This is a genomic window from Flavitalea flava, assembly GCF_054461575.1.
Genome location: NZ_JBTLQH010000007.1, coordinates 144,195 through 160,640 on the forward strand (window position 1 = coordinate 144,195; position 16,446 = coordinate 160,640).

A 16,446-nucleotide genomic window follows, 5' to 3' on the forward strand; every position below is an offset into this window, starting at 1 on the left:
CCATGTCAGGAGTGACTTATTTTTATCGTAAAAAGAACCCGCTTTTTTTTAGCATCGAACAGGTGTTTGAGCGAATAGCCGAAAGGATGGCTGAAGATTTCCGGGATGAGTTTACAGTCAGACAAGTGACCTTATCCCATCCAAGCAAATTATCCGAAATTTTCCCGAATATCCTTTTTACCCGTCGCAGGCAAAACGATATTAATCATGTCACCGGGGATATCCATTATACCATACTGGGCTGCAGCCGCAAAAAGGTGAATATATTGACTATTCATGACTGCGTGCTGCTGCACCGGTTTACCCGGAGAGATCCCCGTTTTTGGATCATCAAATGGCTATGGCATGAGTGGCCAGCCCGGAAAGCGGATTACGTAACAGTGATTTCCGAGAGCACAAAAAAGGACCTTCTCCGGTTTACCCGGTGCCCTCCGGGTAAAATACGTGTCATCCCGAATTTTATAGATCCGGCTTTTCAACCGGCCCCTTATATTTTTTCTGCCCAATGCCCCAGGATCCTGTTCGTGGGAACTACCGCCAATAAGAATCTTGAAAGGCTGGCAGCCGCCCTTGAGGGGATAAAGGCGGAACTGGATATCATTGGGGACCTAACCGAAGTGCAATCAGCCTGTTTGAAACGACATGGAATTGTTTACCATCAGTCTTCGGGATTATCCAGGGAAGGTCTGCTCCGGCATTATACTGCCTGTGATTTACTGGCATTCCCCTCTACTTACGAAGGCTTTGGATTGCCGGTAATTGAAGGGCAGGCTGTTGGCAGACCGGTACTGACCAGTAATTTGTCTCCTATGAAGGAGGTGGCCGGCAATGGCGCCTGCCTTATCGATCCATATAATGTTGATTCCATACGGCAAGGCTTATTACGAGTAATCAACGATAAGACCTACCGGGCGCAGTTGATCGAATCAGGGTTAACCAACGCTGCACGGTTTAGCCTGAATTCCGTGGTCCGCCAATATGCGGAATTGTACCGGGAACTGCTTAAACAAAAAGACAGGACCCCATACGCTTCTTTATCCTGACGGATGAACGGGGAACAGCCTGCGAAAAATTATTGTCCATGGGAAAAATACCTTTTTTATATCTTCTATCCTTCCTGCCATTCCTGCTTCCCGTAAGCATGAAGGCCCAGGGCAGGAACGAATTTAACGGACCTTTCCCTAGCTGGGCAAATGTAAAAACCCAATTCGGAGCCAAGGGAAATGGAAAAGACGATGATACCAAGGCTATTCAGCTTGCCCTGGATAATCTTAGCTGTCCGCCGACCGGGTTTAATATGGGTAAGGGAGCCTATATGGTGGCCTATCTGCCTGCAGGTGTCTATTGTATTTCTTCCACCCTGATATTGAAAGGGAAGATAGGGGTTAGCCTGATTGGGGAGGATCCTTCACGCACTATCATCAAATGGACAGGAGGCGATAAGGACACTATGTTTTGGGCAAACGGATCGGCCTATTTTAAGATTTCCCGGTTTACCTGGGATGCGAACAACCGCAAGGACATGGAAGGAGTCGGCATTCATTGGAAGGATAAATGGAATGATGGTAAGTCCAGGAGCTTTGCTTCTCTGAACATAGAAATTTCGGATAATGATTTTGCCGGCGGATTCAGGTTCGGCATCAGCGGAGGTACAAGCCCCTGGGGAAATGTAACGGGAGCGAATGATTCGGAGATTACCATCCGAAGATGTACGTTCCGTAATTGCACAGGTTCGGGTATTGAGATTACCGGATTTAATGCCCTGGATTACTGGATATGGGATTGCAGATTTTTACAATGTATGGCCGGTGTCAAATGTTCAAGAGGGGGCTATCATGCATACCGCTCCTTTTTTTCCGGATCAAAGAGTACCGATTTTCATAATATTCAAGGATATTATAATTCGGTACGGGGCTGTTATTCGCAGGACGGCAATGCCTTTTCCCTGGATGAATCCAGCAGTTCAAACCCCTTCAAAAGGATTTTCCAGGATAATACGATCATTAATCCTCACCAGTTGCCCGTAGAATATTATCATTTAGGTAAACTCACCTTATGGGGGAATCAATTTTCAGCAACGGTAGATACCACCTTTAAATTCAGCGTGAACACCAAAAACGGCTTCCCGGGGATATTTGAAGTGCTGTCTCTGCATAATATTTATGCTTATAAGGACCCTATCCGTATAGCCTCCACCCCCAAAAAATTATACACTTACGGAGACCGTCAGGCTATCGTGCAGCCAGCGCCACAGGCTTTTTTGAAAAGCATGGATGTTACGCCGCCAAAAGTAAACCGCAGGATACTGGAAGTTCCGCCCGGATCGGATGCAGCGGCGATTCAAAATGTTCTGAATAAGGCGGCGGGACTTCGCGGGCAAAGACCAGTCGTTCATTTTGGGATGGGTTTGTATCCGATCGATAAGACATTGGTCATACCTGCGGGTTCGGATATGCAGTTGACCGGGGACGGATTGATCTATGCTTCTGTGTTCGTAAAAAAAGATCCGGCGCGTTACATTGAAAATGCCATGATCCTGGTAAAAGGACCCAGCTATATAAGCATACAGGATCTTCAGATCGGAAGAGACGGGGACAAAGATCAGCCCGCCGGCATTGTTTTTCAGGCGGTAGATCAACCTGGAGCCCAGGCCCATCTTGACCAGGTCTGCTCTCATGCCGACACTTCTCTTTCCGTAAGGGAAATGGATAATCTTTATGTTCAAAAAGAGAATTCATTTTTCACCGACGGAAATTATATTTCAGGAGGGCGTCTGGTACAGAAAGGGGGCGGCACCGCGGCTCTGTATTGTTATGGAGGCCAGTTCGAACACGTCAAGGTTGAAAATAACGCCAGATTTATGGCAAAGGATTGCTGGTGGGAAGGGGAAACCCGTGTGCCGCTTGATTTGCAGGGTTCCGGAACGATCAGCATCGACGGGGCCATGATCGCACCAAACCATCCCGACAGCACGACAACCATCCGGATTGGAAAATTCAATGGTCATATTTCCCTGATGAATATGTATGTCCAGGGGGCTTTATCTCCCATCCCGGATAATCCGGGATTGAGTCTTCTTATCTGGAACATTCATTTTTATCATAAAATGAATGTGCTTGACTTTCTTGCAAAGGGAGGAAATTATAAAGGCGCATTTTTAGGAATTAATGCGCAATGTTTCCGGCAGAACGATCCTGCCTGTAAATCCATTATTTCAATAGAAGATAAATCGCTGAATATACAGGACATCAATTCCTTTCTTGATTCGGAGACGGTAACCGACAGGGAGAACAGGCCTGTTCTGTATAAAAATCTCCTTTCAGGGGCCAGTAATATTTATGCCTCGCGAATAAGCATCCTCGGTCCCCGTGGCAACAGCCTGGTCTTTACAGCTAAATAATATGGAAAAAAAGAAGATCCTTGTATTAGTGGATTGGTTCGCACCCGGCTATAAAGCGGGAGGGCCGATACAATCCTGTGTTAATTTTGCCTTTGCCCTGAAAAACGATTATGCCATTCATGTGCTCACGACAGATACCGATCACGGGGAAACAAGACCCTATGATGGAATACCCTCCGGTCGATGGATCACCAACCTGCATCCGGATATAAGGGTATTCTATCTCGAGAAGTCCGGGTTAAAGGCTGCCCGGATCAGAAAAGAGATGGAGGTCCTGGACGCGGACTATGTTTACCTGAACCACCTGTTCTCCCCGCTTTTTGTCGTTTACCCCTTATGGCTGAAATTTACGGGCAGGCTCAAAAGTGAGATCGTTCTTTGTCCCAGAGGAGCATTATACGATAGCGCCCTTTCCGTCAAACCTTGGAAAAAGACCCCATTTTTAAAGCTTTTCAAATGGATGGGCATCCATAAACGGATACTTTTCCATGCTACGAACGAAAGAGAGAAAGCGGCCATACAAAGGCATTTTCCGGGGAGCAGAGTCCTTATCGCGGATAATCTGCCCAATTCCAATCAACCGGTTTTCCAGAGCTGTTCCAAGTTGACAGGTGCTGTAAAATGTGTCTTCGTTGCCAGGATCGTCCCGATCAAGAATCTTTTGTTCTTGTTGAAAGCGCTTCGGCATTGCAGCGCGGAGGTATCTTTAACGATCATCGGACCGGTCGAGGACAAGGAGTACTGGAATGAATGCCAGCGGGAGACGGAACGGTTAGGAAAAAATATAAAGGTGGATTACCGGGGAGCCAAAAGCAATGATCAGCTCATGCCGATCCTTCAGGAGCACCATTTGTTCGTGCTTCCCACCACCGGAGAGAATTTTGGCCACTCGATATTTGAAGCCTTACTGGCCGGCCGGCCTGTGCTGATCAGCGACCAGACTCCCTGGCTGGGCCTTCCTGCTAAAAAAACCGGCTGGGACCTTTCCTTAACCGATCCGGCCGCTTTTTCCAGGGTGATCGACGAAGTGGCGCAATGGGATCAGGCCAAATTTGACGATTGGGGGCAAGCCGCCTGGCGATATGCTTATCAATTCATGAAAAATCCGGAACTTCATCGCCAATATATCCAATTATTTGCATGAGTATAACCATCCGCAAAGAGGTAGATAATGCGTCTTACAGGACCACCATTGATATCGGAGCATCACGTATCAGACAGGTGACCTGGTATTTTATCAATATCCTGTTCTTCAAAAATCCGTTGAATGTACTTTCTTCACTCAAAGTTGCGTTATTGAAATCATTTGGTGCCCAATTGGGGAAAGGAGTAGTGGTCAAGCCTGCAGTGAATATCAAATATCCCTGGAAACTGAGGGTGGGTGACCATTCCTGGATCGGAGAAGACGTGTGGATCGACAACCTTTCGGATGTGATCATCGGAAAGAATGTGACCCTGTCACAAGGTAGTCTTTTGCTCACCGGCACGCATGACCATAGCCGGGTAAGTTTTGACTTCCAATCTTACCCGATCATCCTGGAAGATGGGGTATGGATAGGCGCCAGGGCGGTAGTGTCAGGTGGAACCACCTGTCGCTCCCACAGCATCCTGGGTATAAATTCGGTGGCAGAAAAAGAACTGCAACCGTATACGATCTATAAGGGTAATCCGGCAGTTCCTGTTATAACAAGAACTATTTACTAAATTCAGCTTAGAACTTTTTCCCGTTTTTAGGTAAACGGACACGTAAATATGCAACCTGCTCAGGCCACGACAATCAATCATAAAATTCTCAAAGAAGCTATCCGCATCCGGAAGGTTGAAGAGAAATTCCTGGAACTGTTTTCCCAGGGCAGGTTAAATGGAACCGTTCATACCTGTGTGGGGCAGGAATTTTCTGCCATTGCTTTTGCCGGTCAACTTAAAAAAAAGGATTTTGTCTTTTCCAATCACCGTTGTCACGGACATTATATTGCCTTCACCGGGGATGTGCGTGGCCTGCTGGCCGAACTATTGGGAAAAGGGTCCGGTACCTGCGGCGGTATAGGCAGCAGCCAGCATTTATGTCATAATAATTTTTTTTCCAATGGTATTCAGGGAGGTATCGTTCCGGTAGCTGCGGGATATGCCCTGGGCAATAAACTGAAGCAAAACGGAGGTATAGGGGTCGTATACATTGGAGACGGAACGCTGGGAGAAGGGGCTTTGTATGAGACCATGAATATTATCTCCAAATGGGAAATTCCCTTGCTGATCGTTTGCGAAAATAATTTTTACGCGCAGTCCACTCCTCAGCATATTAATTTGGCAGGAGATATACAGGCAAGGGCAGCAGCTTTTGGAATAAAGACGGAAAAAGGGGATACCTGGTCTCCCGAATCGCTCCTGCACAAGGCGCAGGATGCTATCGATTATGTCAGAAAGGAAAACAAACCTTTTTTTTTCCTTGTAGAGACATACCGGTTAAACGCCCATTCCAAAGGTGACGATGACCGGGATCCGGCTGATGTAGCCCGTTTTCAGGAGAAAGACTTTCTGAATGTCTTTAAGCAGGATTCCCCCTCCTATTATCAGTTATACAAGGAAGCCATAGATAAGGAGATCGATTCCCTGGTGGAAGAAATTGTTTTGGAAGAAGAGCTTCCGCTTGACACGTACTATCAATACCGGGATAGCCCTTCCAATCCCGAATGGCTTAAATTGGAGCCGGTAGGGAAGCGGCAGGTTGAGCTGATCAATTCGTTTTTCAGAGAAAAAATTATGGCGGACGATCGCGTCGTATTCCTGGGAGAAGACATTCATTCTCCTTATGGAGGAGCCTTTAAGGTTACCAAGGAGTTGTCCTTTCTCCGGCCGGACCGTGTGTTTTCTACCCCTATTTCCGAATCGGCGATAACGGGTATTTCAAATGGATTGGCCCTGAACGGATTTAAACCTTTTACCGAGATCATGTTCGGTGACTTCATGACCCTGGCTTTCGATCAGATCGTTAATCATGCGTCGAAGTTCCATCATATGTTCAATAAAAAGGTCAATTGCCCTGTGGTTATCCGCACTCCGATGGGGGGGCGGAGAGGATATGGACCTACCCATTCGCAAACATTGGATAAATTTTTAGTGGGGATCGATAATGTAAAGACCGTAGCATTGAATACGTTTTTGGACCCTACCATCCTTTATCAGTCTGTCTATGCTGAACAGCACCCGGTGATCGTAATAGAGAACAAGACGGATTATGGAAAAAAGGTATTACATCACCCGTTGAAAAATTTCATCTATGAATGTAACGGAGATATCTATCCGGTTGTCCGCATCAGACCGGCAGTGTCCGTTCCAACATTGACCATCGTGGCTTACGGAGGCATGGCGGACCTGGTAGCGGGAATATTGGATCAGATATTTGCTGAGACCGACCACAAACCTGAACTGATCATTCCTTCCCTGATTTCTCAATTACCGGTAGACCTTATTGCAGGATCAGTGAACCGGACAAGCCGCCTGTTGGTGATCGAGGAAGGCAGCGGCTACGCAGGCATAGGCAGCGAGCTGATCGCGTCTGTGACCGAACATACCGAACATAAGATAAAGACCAGGCGGATTGCCGCCCATCCCGTTCCCATTCCATCCGTTAAATCATTGGAAAACAGTATATTACCTGACAAGGGCCGGATCCTGCAGGAAATCAAAGAAACCTTTCGTTAATGGCATTATTACAGGAAATACAAGTTCCCCTGCTGGCTGTCAATGATACGAGCCTCACGGTGGTAGAAATGACTTTCTCTACCGGGCAACCGGTAAAAAAAGGCGATTGCCTCCTCGTATTTGAGACATCCAAGACGACTTATGATGTTGAAGCGGAAATGGATGGATATGTACAATATCTGTGTGAGAAAGACCGGGACTATGAAGTAAATGAAGTGGTGGCAAGAATTTATAGCGGAGCTGACGAAACGGCCGTCCTTCCTTCACCGGCTATTCCTGCAAAACCTGCTATTCCTGCAAAACCTGATATTGCTGCAAAGTCTATCCCGGCGGAAAAACTATCTTCGGGAGGATTTTACGATCAAACCTTACCTTTTTGGGAAGGAGAGACCCTTTTTTCCACCGAAGCGTCCCGTCTTCTGGAAGCATCCGGGGTCGAGCGGTCTGTATTTGCGGGAAGGGATCTGGTTAGCAAGAACGATGTACTGCAGTTCCTTGAGCCTGAGGAGAGGGCAGGAGCGCAAGCAGAAGTGAAACCAGGAAAAACGGGGACGCCTCCGGTGGTCGCCCCTAACAAGTCGCTTCGACTGGCTCCGCTTCCTGCAGATCCTGCCAGGGTGACTCTTCAGAAACTAACTTCAGGGAAGAAAAGAGAAATTGAATACCTGGGAGAAGTTCAGGCTACCGGCCTTACCAGTACCATCCATACGCATGTAGAAACGGAGGGATTATTCGTCCATGTAAACCGATCTCTGAAATATCTGAAAGATTCCCTGTTGCCGGTAATCATATATGAGGTATCCCGGCTGTTGCAAGACTACCCACTTTTGAATGCTTATTTCACCGGTGAGGCTATTGCGGTCTATAAGGAAGTAAATACCGGATTTGCCATCGATATCGATAAAGGGTTGAAAGTATTGAAGATCGTTGAAGCTTCTCAAAAAAAGATCTCCGAAATAGAAGAAACGATCATGCGTCTGTCCGGGAGTTACCTGGAAGATACCTTACTATTGGAGGATCTGACGGATATTACTTTTACGATAACGGACCTCTCCTCTGAAGGAGTCGGCTTTTTTCGGCCGCTGGTCAATAAAATGAACAGTGCAATTCTGGGCATATCCTCCATCGATGAGAAATTGCAACGGTTTAACCTGAGCCTGACTTTTGATCACCGGGTAACGGAAGGCAAATCTGCAGCACGGTTTTTGAAAGAATTGAAAGAAAGACTGGAATCCTACCGCGCAAAACATCATCCGTACCTGATGCAGGATATTACCTGCTTCAAGTGTACTAAGTTATTAAAAGAAGACCTGAGTGATACCGGATTTTCCCGTTGTATCACTCCAGAGGGAAAAGAAGGATATATTTGCCAAAGCTGTTTAAAAGGATTTTAGAAGTATGGAAGAGAAGATCAAAGAGATTATTTCGGTTTTTATAAAAATACCTCCCCAACAGATTGATGGGGATACGGTCATCGATCGCTCTGCCTTGCAGAGTTCTATACTGCTTCACCGGATGTATGCCCGGCTGGCGGAATCAGGTGTAACCGTCGAGAATTATACCTTAATCAGGAATTTTGGAGACCTTATACGGGGAAATCCCGGAAATGGGCAAATGCAAAACAGTACTGTTATAAATAGCCAACCTGCCTATCCTCTTACCGGATCTGGCATCGGTATCGATATAGAACAGCTCTCGGCTATGCCGGAAACCAACGATTTTCGAAAAGAGGAATTTTATAAAATGAATTTTACTTCTGCAGAAATTGCTTATTGTATTCTTCAGCCTGACCCTTACGCTTCCTTAACCGGTTTGTTCGCATCCAAGGAAGCGATCGTTAAAGCAAACGGGCAGTATCGGAACAGGGCGTTTAATTCAATCGAAATCGATCATTTGCCGGATGGCAGACCCGTTCATCCGGGATTCCGGTTGTCCATTTCCCATGCGGGGGGACTTGCCGTTGCGGTGGCTATCCGGACAGAAGCAACGGGACAGGAAGACCGGAACCATTCATCCCCGGTTCAGCAGATCTTACCCGGTGACAGAAGTTCATCGCCGGTATTGTGGCTGACCTTGATTGCCCTTGCCTTTTCCGTATTTTCCTTTTTGTTCATTTTATACCATTGGCATTGAATACCCTGAAATGAAGATTTCTATTATCACGGCAACTTATAACAGCGCGGCTACCTTAAATGATACGCTTGTCTGTATCCAGGGACAGGATCATCCGGATATTGAGCATATTATCGTGGACGGCAGGTCTACGGATGATACCCTGGCCATTATCAGGGGTTTTCCGCATATCACCAAAGTCGTGTCTGAAAAGGATAAAGGGATTTACGACGCCATGAATAAAGGAATCTCTCTGGCAACAGGCGAAGTGGTCGGTATCCTGAATTCTGATGATATTTACATGGACTCTGGCATTATTTCTCTGGTTGCAGAAGTATTTGAGGATCCGGATGTAAAAACGGTTTATGCCGATCTTCAATATGTTCAGCAGGATGATCTGAATAAGGTAATTCGCACCTGGCGAACAGGAGTATTCGATAAGAAGAATTTTTATTATGGATGGATGCCGCCTCATCCCACTTTTTTCGTACGCAAAGAAATCTATGATAAGGTCGGACTATTCAATATAAGTTTGCGTTCGGCTGCAGATTACGAGATTATGCTCCGGATATTGCTGAAGCATGGTATCCCTGCACATTATATTCCCCGCGTTATCGTTAAGATGCGGGCCGGGGGAATGAGTAATTCCTCCTTCCGCAACAGGCTCCGGGCGAATAAAGAAGACCGGCAAGCCTGGAAACTGAACGATCTCCAACCCTATTTCTTTACTTTGTATATGAAACCGCTTAGAAAAATTCCTCAATTTATAATCAGGTAAACTACTATGGCAAAAGTCGCATTGATTACTGGCGTTACGGGACAGGACGGCGCCTACTTAAGTGAATTGTTATTGAAGAAAGGATACATTGTTCATGGCATAAAAAGGAGGAGCTCTCTTTTTAACACGGACAGGATCGACCACCTTTACCAGGATCCTCATGAATCCAATGTACATTTTCATTTGCACTATGGCGATCTGACGGATTCGTCCAACCTGATCCGTATCATTCAGGAAACCCAGCCTGATGAAATTTACAACCTGGCTGCCATGAGCCATGTGCATGTGAGTTTTGAAATGCCGGAATACACAGCCAATGCGGATGGTATTGGAACGTTAAGGATACTGGAAGCCGTACGTTTGCTTGGCCTGACAAAAAAAACAAAGATTTACCAGGCATCCACCTCTGAATTGTATGGCCTGGTTCAGGCCGTTCCTCAAAGTGAAACGACGCCTTTTTATCCCCGTTCCCCCTATGCCGTTGCAAAGCTTTATGCCTATTGGATCACCGTGAATTACCGGGAAGCATACAACATGTATGCGACCAATGGCATTTTGTTCAACCATGAATCCCCAACACGCGGGGAAACATTTGTCACCCGCAAAATCACAAGAGGGGTAGCCAAGATCGGTCTTGGTTTCCAGGAAAAGATATTTTTAGGTAATCTGGATGCCCGTCGGGACTGGGGGCATGCAAAGGATTATGTGGAAGCCATGTGGAGGATTCTGCAACAACCTGAGCCCGAAGATTATGTTATTGCCACGGGCGTTACTACCCCCGTTCGGGAGTTTGTTCGGATGGCCTTTGCTGAAATAGGCGTTACTCTTGAATTCAAAGGTACCGGAGCAAAAGAGGCCGGGGTCGTTGTCTCCAGCTCGAACCCGGATTTCAATGTTCCTGCAGGAAAAGAAGTAGTAGTAGTGGACCCTAAATATTATCGCCCCACAGAAGTAGATCTGCTGATCGGTGATCCCACCAAAGCAAATGAAAAATTAGGCTGGAAACCCGTCTATGATCTGCCTATGCTGGTAAAAGAGATGGTGAATGCGGATGTACAACTATTCAGGAAAGAAAAGATCCTGAAAGATTCAGGTTTTCATGTCAAGAACCAATACGAGTAGACCTAACAAAATGAATTTTGTAGATACCTATCAGGAATTAAAGGTCTATAAGCCGCCTACTGCCCGTTCCAGGCTGAGGGATCTGGCCTTAAGTACGATTGCCGGAGGTTTCGGTTTGCTGCATGACCAAAAAGAGCTTTTTCGGAAGCCGCGGATTCAATTTTTGTATATACATCATGTTTTCAGGGATGAGGAAAAAAGTTTGGCTGTTTTGCTGGAATATTTATCCCGCGATCACCATTTCATTTCCTATTCAGAAGCGGTAAACAGGATACTAAAATCCGATATTGATAAACCCTATATATGCATAAGCTCTGATGATGGCTTAAAAAATAATCTGGCTGCGGCTTCCATATTGAATGATTTTAATGCAAAGGCCTGCTTTTTTATTTGCCCCTCCATTATTGATGAGAGAGATCCGGAAAAGGCCGGGGAATTCGCCAGGGTGAGGCTGCATTTCCCCCCTGTTGAGTTTTTGACCTGGAAGGAGGTTGAGTTCATGCAAAAGCAAGGTCACGAGATCGGAGCCCATACTTTATCCCACATTAATATAGCTGCAACCCCTCAAGCGGCGCTTGAAGAGGAAATCGCAGGTTGTCATGCTGCTATAAAGGCCAAATGCGGAAGTGCCGATCATTTTGCCTACCCTTACGGACGTTTTTCGGACTTTACGGAATACGGGCGAAAGCTAGTCTTTCAAAGCGGTTTCGGAAGTTGTGCTTCTGCCCAAAGAGGGTGCCATATCACAGACCGGAATAAAAATAAAAGTGAGGAACCGGAAAATTTATTGATACGCCGTGATCATATTATTCTTTCCTGGCCTTTGCAACATATTCTCTATTTCCTTGCCAGCAGTTCAAAAAAGGCGTCTGAGAAAAACAATCATTTTCCCGGCTTATGAGAATAGTGATACTGACCAGTAACAGGAAAGGAACGGCGGCTTATTGTCTGCCCATCCTCCTTGGGGAGACCCGGGCAGAAGTAGTCCAGGTTATTTATTGTGAAAGAGTGATAAAAAATAAACCAAGGTTTTACAAACAAAAGTTTAAAAAAATCTTCAGCATAGGATTTCTGGGAGCCTTAAACGGCATGAGGATGCGGAAATGGTATTCAAACGGATTTGTCGATGGAAAAGAGGTAGAAGATATTGAGACGGTCTGCCAAAGAACGGGAATTCCTTTTGCTCTTAGTTCAGGCATAAATTCTTCCCGGACAATCGAGCTGATGCGTGCATGCCAACCGGATCTGGGTTTAAGTCTTGGTAATAGTTATATATCTTCCAAGGTTTTTACCATTCCCGTTCATGGCATGCTGAATATTCACGGGGAAGTCCTTCCCCGGTTTCAGAATGCACAGAGTGTTATCTGGCAGATTTACGAAGGGAACCCGGAAACCGGGTATACGATTCATAAAGTGGATAAAACGATTGACACCGGTGAAATCCTGAAGCAGGAAAAATTTCCCATTATTTTTAAGCCAACACTGGGTCAAACGGTTTCCGCCACCTGTGCCGAAATTTTGAAAAGATCTGCCATAGGTTTGGCTGAGGTGATCAAAAATTTCGAAGAATATGATCGCCATAAAATTCCGCAGGGTCATGGCCAAACCTATACCACTCCTTCATTCAGGAAATTCCTTCGGATTTTGGGCAATTTCAGAAAAATGAAAAAAGAAAATAGTTCAACAAAGTAAAAACATTAAAACGCAGGAAATTCAAAATGTGTGGAATATCCGGGATAGTAAGCAAGGTAAATAGCAGGGGGCTGTCTGCCATTATACGGAATGTCAATAATGCCATGTCTCACAGGGGCCCGGATGCAGATGGTTTTTTTGAAGAAGACGGCATTGCTCTCGGTCATCGCCGGCTTTCCATACTCGACCTGTCTTCCGCTGCTAACCAGCCATTTGCCGATAATTCCGGCAGGTATGTCATGGTTTTCAACGGAGAAATTTACAATTTCCAGGAGATCAAAGACCAGCTTAAAGACTATCCGTTCCTTACTACAAGTGACACGGAAGTAGTCATTGCCGCCTATGTAAAATGGGGGCCGGCCTTTCTGGAGAAACTTCGGGGGATGTTTGCCCTGGCCATTTGGGATAAGCGGGAAAAATCCCTTTTCCTGACCAGGGATCGTCTTGGCGTTAAACCTTTATATTATTATAAGACGGACGATACTTTATTATTCGCATCGGAGATACGCGCTTTGCTTGCATCCGGTCTTGTTCCCAGGAAACTGGACAGGAATGCATTGACCGATTACCTGAAATATCAATCCCTGGTGGCCCCATTTACGATCATTGAAGGTATATGCCAGGTCAGGGCGGGCTCCTGGCTTTTATATAAAGACGGTCAACTGACCGAAAATATATATTGGGATATTACGAAGGTTAAAAAGCCTTTTGAAGAAACCCGTGTTTCCGAAATCCATAAGAAAATCCGTGATCTCTTATATCAATCCATAGAGCGCAGATTGGTCAGTGATGTCCCATTAGGGGCCTTTTTGTCAGGAGGGATTGATTCCAGCCTGGTGGTAGCCATTATGTCGGAAGTGAGTAAAGGGGCCACCAATGCCTTCACCATCGCATTTGAAGAAAAGGAATATGATGAGTCATCTTATGCGGAATTGGTGGCCAAAAAATTCGGCGTCAATCATTCGAAGGTATTATTGCGGCCCAGCGATTTTTTGGATAGCCTGCCTGAAGCACTGGATGCCATGGATAGTCCCAGCGGCGACGGGCTGAATACCTATGTTGTTTCGAAAGCCATCCGAAAAAACGGAATCGTCGTTGCTTTATCCGGAATAGGGGGAGATGAGTTATTTGCGGGATACCCCATATTCCGGCAATTTTATCAGTTGAAGAAAAAAGCCGCCTTTTTCGATCATAGCTTACTGCTAAGAAGAACCGCAGGAGCTTTTTTGCCCGGGTCGGACCAAAAGCATCTGCGGTTAAAACAATTCCTGGATGCGCGTTCTTCGGATATAGCAGATATATATCCGGCCTTCCGGCAGATCCAACCCCCGGGTAATATAAACAGGCTTGTACCTGGAGGGAAGATGGGAGATGGAATGACCCTGGAAAAAGACCTTCGTAGCAAACAATCGGATATCTCCCGTTTTGATTGGCTAAGTCAGGTCTCGATTGCAGAGTACCTGGGGTATACGCAAAATGTTTTGTTGAAAGATGCGGACCAGATGGCAATGGCGTCTTCACTTGAATTAAGAGAACCCTTTTTTGATCATGATCTGTTGGAATATGTATTGAATATTCCGGATTCCTATAAGCTTCCCACTTACCCTAAATCCTTATTAGTGGAGTCTATGGGGGATCTATTACCAAGGGAAATCGTATTCAGGAAGAAACAGGGCTTTGTCCTGCCTTACGACAGATGGATCAGACATGAGTTAAAGGCGTTTTGTGAAGACAAGATCCGCCGCCTGGCCGCCCGTAGTTATTTTTCGGAAAAGGCCCTGCTTGACTATTGGCATGCCTACCTGAACAGAAAGTCGAATATCCGTTGGGCGGATATTTGGATTTTCATTGTATTGGAACACTGGTTGGAAAAGAATGGTATTGAATAAATGAAAAATATGAACGAGTCTGATAAAATATATGTTGCCGGGCACCGGGGAATGGTTGGATCTGCTATCTGCAGAAAATTAAACAGCGAGGGGTTTTCCAACCTTTTACTCAGGACGTCAGTGGAACTGGACCTGAGGAACCAGGCGGCCGTAAGCGAATTTTTCGAAAAAGAGAAGCCGGACTATGTATTTATGGCAGCGGCAAAGGTTGGAGGTATTCTGGCGAATAATATCTACCGGGGGGAATTTCTCTATGATAACCTGATGATCCAGAATAATATTATTGATGCCTCTTACCGGGCGGAGGTAAAAAAGCTGATGTTCCTGGGATCTTCCTGTATTTATCCTAAAATGGCGCCGCAGCCATTAAAGGAGGAATATCTGCTCACCGGAGAACTGGAACCTACCAATGAACCCTATGCTATCGCCAAGATAGCAGGTATTAAAATGGCAGACGCTTATCGCGCCCAATACGGCTGTAATTTTATTTCGGTTATGCCGACCAATCTCTATGGACCGAATGATAATTATGATTTAAATAATTCGCATGTTCTGCCTGCCCTGATCCGCAAGTTCCATGAAGCAAAAGTAAAAGGCGAACCTAATGTCTTTCTTTGGGGATCAGGTAAGCCAAAGCGTGAGTTTCTCCATGCCGATGACCTGGCGGATGCCTGTGTTTTCCTCATGCAAAAATATAATGAGCAAGGTTTTATCAATATTGGAACAGGTGAAGACCTGGAGATCAATGAGCTCGCCAACCTGATCAAAGGCATTGTCGGTTTTACCGGGGAAATAGAACATGACCTTACCAAACCTGACGGCACACCCAGAAAGTTGATGGATGTAAACAAACTTTACGATTTGGGGTGGAAAGCAAAAATCAGTCTGGAGGAAGGAATACGCCGCGTATATGCGGATTTTAAAAAAATGGATCTACACCCTTAATTCCTTCCTTTATGCTATCCTTTTTCAGGAAAAAAAAGAACGATTCCGCCGATTTTGGTGAATTATGCTGTGATATGCATTCTCACCTCATTCCGGGTATCGATGATGGCGCCCCGGACCTGGAAACGTCCATCAGGCTGATCAGGGGATTGGCAGGCCTGGGGTACAAGAAGATCATTACCACTCCCCATATCTTAGCCGATATGTACCCCAATACTCCGGAGATTATAAGAGCCGGGTATAAGGTTGTATCCGCTGAAATAGAGCGTCAAAAAATCGGTGTGGAATTCCTTGTTGCCGCCGAATATATGATGGACGATCATTTTACCCGTTCCCTGGAAAATAATGAGCCATTGCTGACGCTGAAAGACAAACTGATCCTGGTAGAGCTTTCCTTCGCCGTTCCCTCGATCAATCTGAAAGAACTTTTATTTAACATGCAGATCAATGGATACCAGCCTGTTCTTGCCCATCCCGAGCGTTATCTCTATTTTGGTGCCAATAAGGCCTGGTATGATCAATTAAAAGACGCCGGCTGCTTATTCCAGCTGAACCTTCTTTCCCTGGGGGGGCACTATGGGAAAGGGCAATTGGAACTGGCGCAATACCTGATCAAAAAAAAGTACGTCGATCTCCTTGGAACCGATCTTCATCATGAAAAACACCTTGAGCTCCTTGGGTCTTCTTCACAGATCCGGAATGCGACCCAAAAACTACTCGATTCCGGCATGATCCGTAATACATTGCTGTAATTTTCCAGCTGTTCTAATTTCTTTTTTATTTATCTAAATCTTCCAGGGATATTA

Annotated in this window: 14 protein-coding genes; all 14 read left to right on the forward strand. The window is 45.7% G+C overall.

The window, feature by feature from the left end; all coding sequences use genetic code 11:
- The first annotated feature begins 2 nt into the window (after positions 1-2).
- Genes ACX0G9_RS09425 through ACX0G9_RS09490 form a run of 14 tightly spaced genes read left to right on the forward strand, consistent with a single transcriptional unit; the run spans position 3 to position 16,392 of the window.
- Positions 3-1,043 (forward strand): glycosyltransferase family 4 protein, encoded by a 1,041-nt coding sequence (locus ACX0G9_RS09425; RefSeq protein ID WP_459064640.1) that lies wholly within the window; start codon positions 3-5, stop codon positions 1,041-1,043.
- A gap of 38 nt (positions 1,044-1,081) precedes the next feature.
- Positions 1,082-3,400, forward strand: a complete 2,319-nt coding sequence (locus ACX0G9_RS09430; RefSeq protein WP_459064641.1) for a glycosyl hydrolase family 28-related protein — start codon at positions 1,082-1,084, stop codon at positions 3,398-3,400.
- A 1-nt stretch (position 3,401) separates the two neighbouring features.
- On the forward strand, positions 3,402-4,544 hold the full coding sequence (locus ACX0G9_RS09435; RefSeq protein WP_459064642.1) for a glycosyltransferase family 4 protein: 1,143 nt from the start codon (positions 3,402-3,404) through the stop codon (positions 4,542-4,544).
- Positions 4,541-5,104: a WcaF family extracellular polysaccharide biosynthesis acetyltransferase gene (locus ACX0G9_RS09440; protein WP_459064643.1), complete on the forward strand. Its 564-nt coding sequence runs from the start codon at positions 4,541-4,543 to the stop codon at positions 5,102-5,104. Before ACX0G9_RS09435 ends, ACX0G9_RS09440 begins: the two co-directional genes overlap by 4 nt.
- A 48-nt stretch (positions 5,105-5,152) precedes the next feature.
- A complete protein-coding gene (locus ACX0G9_RS09445; protein ID WP_459064644.1) occupies positions 5,153-7,102 on the forward strand; it encodes a dehydrogenase E1 component subunit alpha/beta in 1,950 nt (649 codons plus the stop codon).
- A complete protein-coding gene (locus ACX0G9_RS09450) occupies positions 7,102-8,496 on the forward strand; it encodes a 2-oxo acid dehydrogenase subunit E2 (protein ID WP_459064645.1) in 1,395 nt (464 codons plus the stop codon). The genes ACX0G9_RS09445 and ACX0G9_RS09450 overlap by 1 nt, the downstream gene beginning before the upstream one ends.
- 4 nt (positions 8,497-8,500) lie before the next feature.
- Entirely contained in the window at positions 8,501-9,235 is a 735-nt protein-coding gene (locus ACX0G9_RS09455) for a holo-ACP synthase (RefSeq protein WP_459064646.1), read from the forward strand.
- A 10-nt stretch (positions 9,236-9,245) separates the two neighbouring features.
- On the forward strand, positions 9,246-9,992 hold the full coding sequence (locus tag ACX0G9_RS09460) for a glycosyltransferase family 2 protein (protein WP_459064647.1): 747 nt from the start codon (positions 9,246-9,248) through the stop codon (positions 9,990-9,992).
- Between the two features lie 6 nt (positions 9,993-9,998).
- Entirely contained in the window at positions 9,999-11,114 is a 1,116-nt protein-coding gene (gene gmd, locus ACX0G9_RS09465; RefSeq protein ID WP_459064648.1) for a GDP-mannose 4,6-dehydratase, read from the forward strand.
- A 10-nt stretch (positions 11,115-11,124) separates the two neighbouring features.
- On the forward strand, positions 11,125-12,015 hold the full coding sequence (locus ACX0G9_RS09470) for a polysaccharide deacetylase family protein (protein WP_459064649.1): 891 nt from the start codon (positions 11,125-11,127) through the stop codon (positions 12,013-12,015).
- Positions 12,012-12,806: a formyltransferase family protein gene (locus ACX0G9_RS09475; protein ID WP_459064650.1), complete on the forward strand. Its 795-nt coding sequence runs from the start codon at positions 12,012-12,014 to the stop codon at positions 12,804-12,806. The genes ACX0G9_RS09470 and ACX0G9_RS09475 overlap by 4 nt, the downstream gene beginning before the upstream one ends.
- Before the next feature lie 26 nt (positions 12,807-12,832).
- Positions 12,833-14,695, forward strand: coding sequence for an asparagine synthase (glutamine-hydrolyzing) (asnB, locus tag ACX0G9_RS09480; RefSeq protein WP_459064651.1), 1,863 nt, complete (start codon positions 12,833-12,835; stop codon positions 14,693-14,695).
- 9 nt (positions 14,696-14,704) lie between these two features.
- Positions 14,705-15,640 carry a GDP-L-fucose synthase gene (gene fcl / locus ACX0G9_RS09485; RefSeq protein WP_459064652.1) on the forward strand — a complete coding sequence of 312 codons (936 nt, stop codon included), beginning with the start codon at positions 14,705-14,707 and terminating at the stop codon, positions 15,638-15,640.
- Between the two features lie 11 nt (positions 15,641-15,651).
- A complete protein-coding gene (locus ACX0G9_RS09490) occupies positions 15,652-16,392 on the forward strand; it encodes a tyrosine-protein phosphatase (RefSeq protein WP_459064653.1) in 741 nt (246 codons plus the stop codon).
- Positions 16,393-16,446: the final 54 nt, after the last annotated feature.